Origin of the sequence: Bradyrhizobium sp. CCBAU 53338 (genome assembly GCF_015291665.1) — a bacterium.
Lineage (GTDB): Bacteria > Pseudomonadota > Alphaproteobacteria > Rhizobiales > Xanthobacteraceae > Bradyrhizobium.
Map to the genome: position 1 here is coordinate 599,660 of NZ_CP030048.1, position 12,484 is coordinate 612,143.

The following is a 12,484-nucleotide window of genomic DNA, read 5'->3' on the forward strand; positions in this document are numbered from 1 at the left end:
AGGCACGAACGCAAAATAATACTTGAAAAGGAAAATATTTCCGTTTTGAATGTTTCGGCGAGGCCGGTGGTGCGTCGTGCCGGGGCGGCAGCGCCCAATTTTCGTTTCAAGAAACTCCAGGAGAGCGCCGTGACAGTTGTCCTTCCCACGCCAGCCCAGCTTCGCGACGTCGCCGAGCAGTGCGGCCTCGCGCTGACCGACGCCGACGTCGCCTCGTTCCGCGGCCTGATGCAGGGTTCGATCGACGCCTACAACCTCGTCGGCGCGATGCCGGACGAGGTGCCGGAGGTGAAATATCCGCGCACGCCGGGTTACCGGCCGGCGGCGGAAGAAAATCCGCGCAACGCCTGGTACCGCAAGTCGACCGTGAAGGGTGCGGCCAGCGGCAAGCTCAAGGGCAAGACGGTCGCGCTGAAAGACAACATCATGCTGGCCGGCGTGCCCATGATGAACGGCTCGACCACGCTCGAAGGCTACGTCCCGGATTTCGACGCCACCATCGTCACGCGCATGCTCGATGCCGGCGCCGAGATCGCCGGCAAGGTGCATTGTGAATCGTTCTGCATGTCGGGCGGCAGCCACACCAACGCGGTCGGCGCCGTGCACAATCCCTACAAGATGGGCTATTCGGCCGGCGGCTCGTCCTCGGGATCAGGCGTCGTCGTCGCGCTCGGCGAAGTCGACATGGCGATCGGCGGCGACCAGGGCGGCTCGATCCGCATGCCGTCCTCGTTCTGCGGCACTTACGGCATGAAGCCGACCTGGGGTCTCGTGCCCTACACCGGCATCATGCCGATCGAGATATTCGTCGATCACACCGGCCCGATGACGGCGACCGTGGCCGACAACGCGCTGCTGCTCGAAGTGCTCGCCGGCGACGACGGCTACGATCCGCGCATCAAGGCCCCGAAGGTCGAGGAATACACCAAGGCGCTCGGCCAGGGCGTCAAGGGCATGAAGATCGGCATCTTGAAGGAAGGTTTCGAGCAGGCAACCGCCGAAGCCGCCGTCAACGAGAGCGTGCGCGAAGCCGCCAAGCGCTTCAAGGATATCGGCGCCACCGTCGAGACCGTCTCGATCCCCATGCATCTCGTCGGCCCCGCGATCTGGACCCCGATCGGCACCGAGGGCATGACCCAGACCATGATGTATGGCGACGGCTATGGCCTCTCCCGCGCCGACCTCTACTCGACCACGCTGATGGACTTCCATCGCGGCTGGCGCCGGCAGGCGGACTCGCTGTCCGAGACCACAAAATTGTTCCTGCTGCTCGGCACCTACATCAACAACACCTTCGGTCCCCGCTACTACGGCAAGGCGCTCAACATCTCGCGCCGCCTGACCGCAGCCTACGACAAGGCCTTTAGGGATTACGATCTCCTCCTGCTGCCGACGACGCCGATGAAGGCAACGAAGCTGCCGGAGCCTACTGCCAGCCGCGAGGACTACGTCGCCCGCGCGCTTGAGATGATCTCCAACACCGCGCCGTTCGACATCACCCACCATCCGGCGATGTCGCTGCCCTGCGGCATGGTCGACGGTTTGCCCGTTGGCCTGATGCTGGTCGGCAGGATGTTCGAGGAATCCACGATCTACCGCGCCGCGCACGCCTTCGAGCAGATCGGCGACTGGAAGAAGATGTGAGCGGAGAATCAATGCAGACGGACGGAACAGCATCAGATGGCTAACGCGTTCGTCGCGGCGTTCGAAATTCTGAGCTTCGCCGCGATCATCGTCCTGATCGTGCTGGGGCTCGGGATCATCGCCAGCATGATGGGCATCTTCAACTTCGCGCAGGGCGAGTTCGTCCTGCTCGGCGCCTACATCACCTATCTCGCCTACGCCAACGGCCTGCCGATCTGGGCCGGTATGGTCGCCGCACCGTTCCTGGTCGGCGCGCTCGGCTTCGTGCTTGAGGCGCTGGTCATCCGGCGCTTCTACGCTGCGCCGATCGTCGCCATGCTCGGCACCTACGCGCTCGGCCTGATCATCCGCGAAGCCGTGCGCGGCCTGATCGGCGGCTTCTATCTCACCGTGCCCGAGCCGATCGGCGGTTCGATCGACATCGGCACCATGCACATCTCGGCGTGGCGCTTCACCATCATCGTCATCACGCTGCTGGTGATGGCCGGCTGCTATCTCCTGCTGTCGCGCACGAGCTTTGGGCTGCGCATGCGCGCCACGCTGGAGAACCCGTCGCTGGCACGTGCATCGGGCATTTCCACGCCTCTGATGTACGGCGCCACCTTTGCCTTCGGATCGGCGCTCGCCGGCCTTGCCGGCGCGCTGATCGTGCCGGTGTTCAGCCTCTACGCCGATCTCGGCATCCGCTTCCTGATCCAGGGCTTCGTCGCCGTCATGGTCGGAGGTGTCGGCTCCTTCATCGGCCCGGTCGCTGGAGCCGGCGTGATCGGCACGCTCAGCGCAGCGCTGCCGTGGATCATGGCGCCCGTCGTCGCCGATGTCCTGGTCTTCGTTCTCGCCATTGCCTTCATCAAATTCCGGCCGCAGGGCCTCATCGCTGGAAAAGGGGTTTAGTCATATGTTCGATAGCCAACTGTCGCGCCGCCGCTTTCTGTCCAATTTCGCCTTTGCGTCCGGCGCGGTCGCGACCGGCGTCGGCAGCTGGGTGATCCCGGCGCCGTGGGCCAACGCGGCCGAAGCCCCGATCAAGGTCGGCATCGCGACCGACCTCACCGGTCCAATCGCCTATGCCGGCAATGCCGACGCCAACGTCGCCAAGATGGTGATCAAGGAGATCAACGCCGCAGGCGGCCTGCTCGGCCGTCCGCTCGAGCTCTACATCGAGGACACCGCGTCGAATGAGTCCGTCGCGGTGGGCAACGTGCGAAAACTGATCCAGCGCGACAAGGTCGACATGGTGCTGGGCGGCATCACCTCGTCGATGCGCAACGCGATCAAGGACCCGATCGTGGCGCGCGGCAAGACCCTCTACATCTATCCGCAGCTCTACGAAGGCAAGGAGTGCACGCCCTATCTGTTCTGCACCGGACCGACGCCGGCGCAGCAGTGCGACGAGTTCATTCCCTGGCTGGTCAAGAACGGCGGCAAGAAGTTCGCTCTGCCGAGCGCCAACTACGTCTGGCCGCACACGCTCAACGTCTACGCCCGCAAGGTGATCGAAGCGAACGGCGGCGAGGTCGTGTTCGAGGAATACTATCCGCTCGACCAGATCGACTTCTCCTCGACCGTCAACCGCATCATTTCCAACAAGGTCGACGTCGTCTTCAACACCGTCATCCCGCCGGGTGTCGGCCCGTTCTTCAAGCAGCTCTATGAAGCGGGCTTCCTCAAGAACGGCGGGCGTCTCGCCTGCGTCTACTATGACGAGAACACCCTCAACATCAACCAGGCCAACGAGATCGAGGGCCTCGCGAGCTGCCTCGACTATTTCAAGGTTCTGACCAAGGAGAACCCGTTCGACGCCAAGCTTCAGGCGGCCTATGAGAAGGATTTTCCGGGCAATTTCCTGTTCGCGGCCGGCAGCGCGGCGACCGGCACCTATCGCGGCCTCAAGCTGTGGGAAGCCGCCGTCAAGGAAGCCGGCAAGATCGACCGCGAATCGGTCGCGGCCGCGCTCGACCACGCCAAGATCTCCGAAGGTCCCGGGGGACCTGCCGAGATGGTGCCCGGCAAGCGGCACTGCAAGATGAAGATGTACACCGCGGTCGCCAAGGGCGGCAATTACGAGATCGTCGGACGCAGCGACGGTCTCGTCGATCCCAAGGAATGCTAGACTGGAATGCCGAAGTCGATGGGCGCAGTGAAACAGGCGATCCCCGCCGAGATCGGCGGGGAGACGGATGTCGAAATGGCCAGCAGCGGAGCGACGGCGCGAGCCGTCGCCGGACGAAAAATCCTGCCGATCGTGGAGGTCGTTGTGCTCGTCGCCGCGCTCGTCGCGCCGCTGGTGCTGCAGGACTATCTCACGGTGTTCGCAACGCGCGTGGTCATCCTCGCGCTGTTCGCGCTGTCGTTCGACCTCGTCTGGGGTTATGCCGGCATCATGAGCTTCGGTCAGGCCCTGTTCTTCGGCTCGGCCGGCTATGGCGTTGCGCTGCTGGCCCGCGACCTGGACATCACCAACATCTTCCTGGTGCTCCCTGCGGGCACGCTGATCGGCCTGACCTTCGCACTGTTGCTCGGCGGCTTCCTGCTGCTGGGCCGGCATCCCTCCAGCGTGATCTTCGTGTCGCTCGGCACGCTCACCGGCTCCTACGTTGCTGACCGTCTCGCACGCGGTTGGTATTATCTCGGCGGCCAGAACGGCATCCCCTCGATCTCCTCGATGACGCTGGGTGGCTACGAATTCTCGGAAGGGCCGGCGTTCTACTATCTCGTGCTCGGCATCCTCGTCGCCGTCTATCTGCTCTGCCGATTCCTGGTGCGCTCGCAGTTCGGCCTCGCGCTCGCGGGCCTGCGCGAGAACGAGCAGCGCATCGCCTTCTTCGGCTACAAGGCGCAGCACCTGAAAGCGATCATCTTCGCGATCGGCGGCGCCATCGCAGGTCTCGCCGGCAGCCTCTACGCCTTCCACGAAGGGTTCGTCTGGCCCAACATGGTCGGCGTCGTCGTCTCGACGCAGGTGGTGCTCTACGTGCTGTTCGGCGGCTCCGGCACGCTGATCGGCGCGGTCATCGGAACCGTCATCGTCGAGGGCGTCAGCTTCTGGCTCTCGGACAATTACCGCGACGTCTGGCCGATCATTCTCGGCTTGTTGCTGTTGCTGGTCATCCTGTTCCGGCCGCTCGGCCTGATCAGCTTTGTCCTCGGCGAGCGCGAGCGGGTCGGCAGTTTCGGTGCCAAACTCAAGGGGAAGCAGAATGCCGCTCCTTGAAGCCGCCGGCATCTCAAAGGTCTTCGGCAAGCTCACCGCGCTCGATGGCGCCGCGCTCACCGTCGGCGAGAACGAGTTTCACGGCCTGATCGGCCCGAACGGCTCCGGCAAGAGCACGCTGATGAAATGCATCGCCGGCGCGGAAGCGCCGACGCAGGGCAAGGTGAGCTTCGTCAACACCGACATCACCGCGTTCACGCCGACCGAGCGCGCCCGTGCCGGCATGAGCCTGAAATTCCAGATCACATCGGTGCTGCCGTCGCTGACGCTGTACGACAACATTCTGCTCGCGTTGCAGGCGCAGTCCTCGCTGCTCGATCTCGTGTTCTCGCGCACACGCGGCGCGCTGCACGATCAGGTCATGACCATGCTGACGCAATTCCGCCTCGCCGACCGCGCCTTCGATGCGGCGGCGGCGCTCTCGCACGGCCAGCAGCAATGGCTGGAGATCGCGATGGCGCTGGCGGGCAAGCCGAAGCTTCTGCTGCTCGACGAGCCGACCGGCGGCATGAGCCTTGAGGAGCGCCGCGTCACCGGCGAATTGCTGCAGCCGATCAAGCAGCACTGCTCGCTCGTCATCGTCGAGCACGACCTCGATTTCATCCGCGACATCTGCGATCGCCTGACCGTGCTCGACCAGGGCAAGGTGCTGGCCTCAGGCACCGTGTCGGAGATCCAGGCCAACACATCCGTCCAGGAGATTTATCTGCGCCGTGCCTGAATTTTTGGACATAAAGCATCTCGACGCCGGCTATGGCCGTAGCCAGGTCCTGTTCGACGTCAACCTCGGCATCCCCTGGCGGGGCGGCGTTGCCGTGCTCGGGCGCAACGGTGCGGGCAAGACCACGCTGATGAAGACCATCGTCGGCGAATTGCCGGCGTGGAAGGGCGAGGTCGGCTTCGACGGCCGCGATATCAGCCGCAGGCGGCCGGAGGAGCGGGTGCGCGCCGGCATCGGCTACGTGCCGCAGGAGCATTCGGTGTTCGCGCGCCTGTCGGTGCGCGACAATCTCGCGGTCGGCTCGCTCTTCAACAAGGATGCCACCGCCGTCGACCGCGTGCTGGCCATTTTCCCGAAACTCGGCCAGCGCCTCGACCAGCCCGCCGGCACGCTCTCCGGCGGCGAGCGCAAGATGCTCGCCATCGGACGCGCCATGCTGGGCGACCCCAAACTGCTGCTGCTGGACGAGCCGACCGAAGGCGTCTGGATCGGTGTGATCGAGGAGATCACCGAACGCCTGATCGAGCTTGCCAGGAGCATCGCCGTCATCATCGTCGAGCAGCACCTCGATCTGGCACTGCGCGTCGCCGACTACGCCTACGTGCTCGATCGCGGCCGCGTCGCGCTGCAAGGCGCGGCGGGCGAGGTCAGGGGCAATCCGGAATTGATGCGGTACATGGCGCCGTAGATTTAGGCGGGCGGAGGGGCGCCCGCCTACTTCAACGCCCCAAACCGGCTGTCGAACGAATTCGACGACACCACCGGCGCGGCGCCCGCCATCTGTGCGTTCTCACCCGAACCATCGTTCACCGACGGCTTCAGCGCAGGCCGCGTTGCGGCGACCCTGGTCTCGGCGGGCTTTGCCGGCTCGGCGGGCTTGGCGGCAACTGCCGGCTTGTCCTTTGCGGCATCGTGATGGCCGGGCACGAAACGGGTTACCGCGGCCTTGAGCCTGGAGGCCGCGCTCGGCGGCGTGACGGCCGCCGGGGCCGGCGTCACCGACGCGGTCGCTTTTGGCGGCGGCGTGGTCGCCGTGGTGTCGGCGGTGCCGAAGCCCATCTTGCGGCCGAGGTTCGAGAAGAAGCCCGACTTCTCGGCGGGCGCGACCGACGCGACGCGGGTGTTGGTCGCGGGTGCGCTCACGGCGACGACCGGTTCTCCCTGCGGGGCAGCGGCCGTCGGCTCGAAGTTCGGCTTCGGCGGATTGACGGTACCGGGAATCGTGCCGGGAGCCTTCGACATCGCCAGCATCTGAATCGTGTTGCCTTCGGCGCCGTCCGACAGGCCGGTCGAGCCTTCCGGAATCTTGGAGGCGAAGATCTTGTTCATGCCGCCATCGATGCCGGTGTTCATGCGCGCCACCGGCGTGCCCCTGGCGACGAGCTTGTTGTATTCGGCCTCGTCGCGCTGCTCCTTCTCGCGCACGGCGCTGGCGATCTCCTCGGGGATCACATAGGCCGGGCACTTGGCGGAGGCGTCGAACACGGGATCGCGCTTGGCGTCGGGCGCCTTGGCGGCGTCGAACACGTACTTCTTCTCGCAGAAGTCGACCTTCGGCTCCTGCCGCGTCACCTCGAAATGATCGTAGCCTTCCTTGATCATGCGCCAGAACGGCATGTTCGGATTGTTGCGGTGCTTGGCCATGTTCACCGGCGTCATCCGGAAAGGATAGGCCTGGAACTGGAACGCCTTCTGGCCGCCGAAGAAGGATTCGCGGCCCAGCGAATAGATCTCCGCGATCTGCTCGTCCGTCATCGCGTAGCAGCCGCGCGAGGAGCAATCGCCGTGCACCATGAGTTGCGAGCCGGTGCGACCGAGCGCGCGGTCGAACGCGTTGGGGAAGCCGGTGTTGAACGAGAGGTAATAGGCCGACTGCGGATTCATCTGGCTCGGATTGATCGAGTAGAATCCTTCCGGCGCCTGCCGATCGCCTTCGCGCACCTTCGGACCGAGGTCGCCCGACCAGCGGCAGATCGGATAGGTCTTGAGCAGCGCGAACTGGCCGGAGCGGGTCTGCTTCCAGATCTCGAGCTCGGCCTCCTGCTTGAACAGGCGGATCAGGATCGGCGAATTGAGATCCATGTCCTTCTCGCCCATCGCGGCGACGAGTTTCGGCGAGACCGGCTGGTTGGCCTTGGCGTTGGTCGCCAGCGACACCTGATCGGTATCGCAGCCGGCAAGCACAATGCTGGCGGCAAGCGCAACCGAAGCCAAGAGCGCGCGAGCAAGCGAACGAGAATTCAAGATGGACCCCACAACGTGCCGGGCAAGGAGCGCAAACCCCAATTTCGAAGCATGGCCTGACCGGAATATCCGGACTTTCTCAGACCAAGCCCCAGCGCTTATGCCCTGAAGCCATTGATTAAAATTCTAACCTCCGCACCTTGGGGTCGCAACCCGACCGGGGATCACGAGCCCGTTGGCGAGGCGGTGTGGTCAACGAAGACTTAAACTGGGCCGGAACTTGGACTTGCAGCCAAACCAGTACTGAGATCGCCGATTTGGGCAAAAAAAGGGTTAATGCGGGGTTACCGGCCCGTCTTCTCCTCCCCCGCGCGGGGGAGGCCGGAAGGGGGCTCGCGCCTCGTTGGGAATGTCGCGAGAGGAGAGACCCCGCCCCAATCCTCCCCGCGCAAACGGGAGAGGGGGCGCACCGCGTCCGAGACACCAAAATCCGGGCGGATCAGCCCAGTTTTCGGCCGATATCGAGGAATTTCTGCCGGCGCTGCTTGCGGATGGCATCGCCGTCCATGCCGCGGAGCTCGTCAAAGGCCTTGGCGATGGCCTCCCCGGTGGTGGCGATCATGGCGGCGGGGTCGCGATGGGCTCCGCCCACCGGCTCCTTCAGGATGGTGTCGATCACCCCGAAGCGCAGCATGTCCTGGGCCGTGATCTTCATGTTGTTGGCGGCTTCCTGCGCCTTGCTGCCGTCGCGCCAGAGGATGGAGGAGGCCGCTTCCGGCGAGATCACGCTGTAGATCGCGTGCTCCAGCATCAACACCTTGTTGGCGGTGGTGATGGCGATCGCGCCGCCCGACATGCCCTCGCCGGTGATGATGGCGACGTTCGGCACCGTCAGCGCCATGCAGGCATCGGTCGAACGCGCGATGGCTTCAGCCTGGCCGCGCTCCTCGGCGCCGATGCCGGGATAGGCGCCGGCGGAATCGGCGAGCGACAGCACCGGCAGGCCGAACCGCTCGGCCATCTCCATCAGCCGCACGCATTTGCGGTAACCTTCCGGCCTTGCCATGCCAAAATTGTGCTTGATGCGGCTCTCGGTGGAATCGCCCTTTTCCTGGCCCATCACGCAGATGGCCTCGCCACGGAAACGGCCGAAGCCGGCGACCAGCGCCTCGTCCTCGCCGAACTTGCGGTCGCCGGCGAGCGGGGTGAATTCGGTGATCAGGCCCTTGATGAAGTCGTTGAAATGCGGCCGCTGCGGGTGCCGCGCGACCAGTGTCTTCTGCCACGGCGTCAGGTTTAGATAGAGGTCGGCCAGCGCCTGCGCGGCCTTGTCCTCGATCCGGCCGATCTCCTCGGCAATGTCGGTGCCGGAGGCAGCCAGCGTCCTGAGCTCGTCGACCTTGGAGTCGAGCTCGGCGACGGGCTTTTCGAAGTCGAGATAGCTGCGCATCTGGTCTGGCATCGTTTCAATATAGGGGGACGGGACTGGGAGGCGAAGCGAGGTTGGCTTCTTGATGAGAAGTGCAGCTTCTTCAAGGGCTTGACCTGTGCGCTCCCGAGAGCGCGCCAAATCACTGACAAGGCCACGGCTGTTTCTGCGGAGATGTGGCCGAAGTCAAGGCGGTTTCGCCCGCCGCAGAGCGGCGGCGGTTACTTCTCCGCCAGCGGGTGCAGGTCTCGTACCAGGCTCTTCAGCCGCTCCTCGACCACGTGGGTATAGATCTGGGTCGTCGAGATGTCGGTATGGCCGAGCAGGGTCTGGACGATGCGCAGGTCCGCCCCGTTGTGCAGAAGGTGGCTGGCGAAGGCGTGCCGCAGCACGTGCGGGGAGACCAGGCGCGCCTGAAGTCCCGAGGCGACCGCGAGCTCCTTGAGGTCTCGGGCAAAATGCTGCCGCGTCAGGTGCCCGCTCTCGCCGAAGGAGGGAAACAGCCATTTCGAGGCGGTGAGACTGCCCTTCTTCTCACCTTTCGCGGCCTCCGTTGCTGCGAGATAATCCGCCATCGCCTGCCGCGAGGCCTCGTTGAGCGGCACCAGCCGTTCCTTGTCGCCCTTGCCGCGCACCACGATCATGCGGGCATCGCGTTTGGCCGCCGAGCGCGGCAGCGACACCAACTCGGAGACGCGCAGGCCCGTGGCGTAGAGTACCTCGAGCAGGCAATAGAGCCGCAAGGCCCGCAGCCGCTGCGAGGGCGATACGTCCGCCGCCTCGCTCATCTGTTTTGCGCGGCGGAGCATGCGATCGACGTCAGAGATCGACAGCACCTTTGGCAGGCCGCGGCCGCGCTTGGGGCCTGACAGGATCGCCGCGGGATCTTCGGTTCTGATGCGCTCGTTCAGCAGGAAGCGGAACAGGTGCCGCATTGCCGACAGCCGCCGCGCAACGCTGGAGGATTTGAAGCCGCGCGCATCGAGGTCGCCGAGATAGTCGCGCAGGACTTGCGTCTCGGCGTCTACAAAGCTGTGACCGACGCGGCCCAAAAACTCGGAGAAATCGGTGAGGTCGCGCCTGTAAGCATCGAGCGTATTGGCCCCGGCGCCCTGTTCCGCCGCCAGCATGTCGAGGAACAGGCCGGTGAGCTTGGCATCGGAGGGCTTGCTGGAGGATTTGGGCATGCCCTGGAGGCTAGCTCCTATTTCTTGAGAAATTTATCCGGCGTGATCGTCAGCGTCATTTCTCGCGGCTTCGGATTGACGAAGTTGGCCAGCGCGAACACCACGCCGTAGACGATGCCGGCGATCACGGCGACGACCGTCAGGAAGCGGAACAGGCTGGGCATCGGGCAAGGTCTCGGCGAAGTCTCAGGATTGCAAATTAACCAATGAAATCATCCAACATGTTCGCCGTTTCGTGGCAAGAGTCCTCTGGCGAGGGCCCCAAGGGGGTCGTATAGGTGGCCCGGATGCCGCCTTTGTCGGCAGTTTGAGCGAGATCCAATCGAGCGACATGATGCCGGACGCCGTATTCCCAGCACAAGCGAGCCCTGAGGCCGACATCCTGTCGGCGCTCGGGACGCGTTCGATCGTGTTGGTCGGCATGATGGGCGTAGGCAAATCGACCATCGGCCGCCGCATGGCGGCCCGGCTCAAGCTGCCCTTCGTCGACGCCGACACCGAGATCGAGGCGGCGGCCGGCATGACCATACCGGAGATTTTCGAGCGCCATGGCGAGCCGCATTTCCGCGACGGCGAGGCGAGGGTGATCGCCCGCCTGCTCGAGGGAGGGCCGGTGGTGCTGGCGACCGGCGGCGGCGCCTTCATGCGCGAGGAGACGCGCAGCCGCATCGCGTCGAAGGCGATATCGATCTGGCTCAAGGCGGACCACGACGTCATCATGCGCCGTGTGCGGCGCCGCGCCGATCGGCCGCTGCTCCAGACCGCGGACCCCGAGGGAACCGTGACGCGCCTGCTCACCGAGCGCGAGCCGGTCTACAGCCATGCCGATCTCACCATCGCCTCGCGCGACGTGCCGCACGACAGGATCGTCGACGAGACCATCGAGACGCTGCACGCGCATCTCTGCGGCGAGCCGGCTGCCCAATCTCCTGCCGACATCGCGAGTGCCGTTCGATGACCGCGCCTCTGAAGCACTCCGATCCTGTCAACGTGGACGTCGCCCTCGGCGACCGCGCCTATGACATCGTCATCGGCCGCGGCGTGCTGTCCTCGCTCGGCGAGCGCGTCGCCGCGTTGCGTCCCGGCGTGCGCACGGCCATCGTCACCGACCGAACCGTCGCAAGATACTGGCTCGAGCCGACCGAGGCCTCGCTCGCGGCGGCCGGCGTTCCGACCTCGCGCGTCGTCGTCGAGGAAGGTGAGATCTCCAAGACCTATGCTGGCCTCGAAAAGGTCAGCGAAGCCCTGATCGCCGCGAAGATCGAGCGCAACGATCTCGTCATCGCGCTCGGTGGCGGCGTGGTCGGCGATCTCGCCGGCTTTGCCGCCGCGATCCTGCGCCGCGGCGTCGATTTCGTGCAGGTGCCGACCTCGCTGCTGGCGCAGGTCGATTCCTCGGTCGGCGGCAAGACCGGCATCAACTCGCCGCAGGGCAAGAATCTGCTCGGCGCCTTCCACCAGCCGGTGCTTGTGATCGCCGACACGGCCGTGCTCGACACGCTGTCGCCGCGGCAATTCCGCGCCGGCTATGCCGAGGTCGCCAAATACGGCGTGCTCGGCGACGAGGCCTTCTTCACCTGGCTTGAGAAGAATCACGCGGACATCTTCAAGGGCGGCCCGGGACGCGAGCATGCGATCGCGACCTCCTGCCGCGCCAAGGCGGGCGTCGTCTCGCGCGACGAGCGCGAGACCGGCGAGCGCGCGCTGCTCAATCTCGGCCACACCTTTGGTCATGCGCTGGAAGCCGCGACCGGTTTCTCCGAGCGCCTGTTCCACGGTGAGGGCGTTGCCATCGGCATGACACTGGCGGCGCAGTTTTCCGCAAGCCTCGGCATGATCGGCGAGATTGAGGCGGCCCGCGTCGAGCGCCATCTGATCGAAGCCGGTCTGCCGACACGCTTGCAGGACATCGCGGGCTTTGCGCAGGAAGGCCTCGCCGATGCCGACACGCTGATGGCGCTGATGGCGCAGGACAAGAAGGTCAAGCGCGGCAAGCTCACCTTCATCCTGTTGGAGGCCGTGGGGCGTGCCGTCATCGCAAAGGATGTCGAGCCGACTCCGGTGCGCGATTTCCTGAAAGAGAAGCTCGCCCTCAAGGCGTGATT

At 65.0% G+C, this 12,484-nt stretch carries 12 protein-coding genes; 8 read left to right on the top strand and 4 right to left on the bottom strand.

Translation table 11 applies throughout. The features are described 5' to 3' along the window. Window positions 1–129: 129 nt before the first annotated feature. Genes XH90_RS02850 through XH90_RS02875 form a run of 6 tightly spaced genes read left to right on the top strand, consistent with a single transcriptional unit; the run spans window position 130 to window position 6,267 of the window. Entirely contained in the window at window positions 130–1,644 is a 1,515-nt protein-coding gene (locus XH90_RS02850; protein WP_194479116.1) for an amidase, read from the top strand. Between the two features lie 36 nt (window positions 1,645–1,680). Beyond that, the gene (locus XH90_RS02855) at window positions 1,681–2,538 is read left to right on the top strand and encodes a branched-chain amino acid ABC transporter permease (RefSeq protein ID WP_194479117.1); all 858 of its coding nucleotides are present in this window, start codon (window positions 1,681–1,683) and stop codon (window positions 2,536–2,538) included. A gap of 4 nt (window positions 2,539–2,542) precedes the next feature. Next, on the top strand, window positions 2,543–3,757 hold the full coding sequence (locus tag XH90_RS02860) for a substrate-binding protein (protein WP_194479118.1): 1,215 nt from the start codon (window positions 2,543–2,545) through the stop codon (window positions 3,755–3,757). Between the two features lie 6 nt (window positions 3,758–3,763). Further along, window positions 3,764–4,858, top strand: coding sequence for a branched-chain amino acid ABC transporter permease (locus tag XH90_RS02865; protein ID WP_194479119.1), 1,095 nt, complete (start codon window positions 3,764–3,766; stop codon window positions 4,856–4,858). Further along, window positions 4,845–5,579, top strand: a complete 735-nt coding sequence (locus XH90_RS02870) for an ABC transporter ATP-binding protein (protein WP_194479120.1) — start codon at window positions 4,845–4,847, stop codon at window positions 5,577–5,579. The genes XH90_RS02865 and XH90_RS02870 overlap by 14 nt, the downstream gene beginning before the upstream one ends. Continuing rightward, the gene (locus XH90_RS02875) at window positions 5,572–6,267 is read left to right on the top strand and encodes an ABC transporter ATP-binding protein (RefSeq protein WP_194479121.1); all 696 of its coding nucleotides are present in this window, start codon (window positions 5,572–5,574) and stop codon (window positions 6,265–6,267) included. The genes XH90_RS02870 and XH90_RS02875 overlap by 8 nt, the downstream gene beginning before the upstream one ends. Window positions 6,268–6,293: 26 nt before the next feature. On the opposite strand, the gene XH90_RS02880 is transcribed toward XH90_RS02875, so the two are convergent. The 4 genes from XH90_RS02880 to XH90_RS02895 all read right to left on the bottom strand — a co-directional run bounded on the left by XH90_RS02880 (window position 6,294) and on the right by XH90_RS02895 (window position 10,543). Then, complete coding sequence (locus XH90_RS02880; RefSeq protein ID WP_246755678.1) at window positions 6,294–7,823, bottom strand: L,D-transpeptidase family protein; 1,530 nt, start codon at window positions 7,821–7,823, stop codon at window positions 6,294–6,296. A gap of 439 nt (window positions 7,824–8,262) precedes the next feature. Continuing rightward, window positions 8,263–9,225, bottom strand: coding sequence for an acetyl-CoA carboxylase carboxyltransferase subunit alpha (locus XH90_RS02885; protein ID WP_194479123.1), 963 nt, complete (start codon window positions 9,223–9,225; stop codon window positions 8,263–8,265). 188 nt (window positions 9,226–9,413) lie between these two features. After that, entirely contained in the window at window positions 9,414–10,379 is a 966-nt protein-coding gene (gene xerD, locus XH90_RS02890; protein WP_194479124.1) for a site-specific tyrosine recombinase XerD, read from the bottom strand. A 17-nt stretch (window positions 10,380–10,396) separates the two neighbouring features. Beyond that, window positions 10,397–10,543, bottom strand: a complete 147-nt coding sequence (locus tag XH90_RS02895; protein WP_194479125.1) for a histidine kinase — start codon at window positions 10,541–10,543, stop codon at window positions 10,397–10,399. Between the two features lie 170 nt (window positions 10,544–10,713). Here XH90_RS02895 and XH90_RS02900 point away from each other — a divergent pair, with 170 nt between their 5' ends. After that, the gene (locus XH90_RS02900; protein ID WP_194482569.1) at window positions 10,714–11,337 is read left to right on the top strand and encodes a shikimate kinase; all 624 of its coding nucleotides are present in this window, start codon (window positions 10,714–10,716) and stop codon (window positions 11,335–11,337) included. After that, window positions 11,334–12,482, top strand: a complete 1,149-nt coding sequence (gene aroB, locus XH90_RS02905; RefSeq protein WP_194479126.1) for a 3-dehydroquinate synthase — start codon at window positions 11,334–11,336, stop codon at window positions 12,480–12,482. The genes XH90_RS02900 and aroB overlap by 4 nt, the downstream gene beginning before the upstream one ends. Window positions 12,483–12,484: the final 2 nt, after the last annotated feature.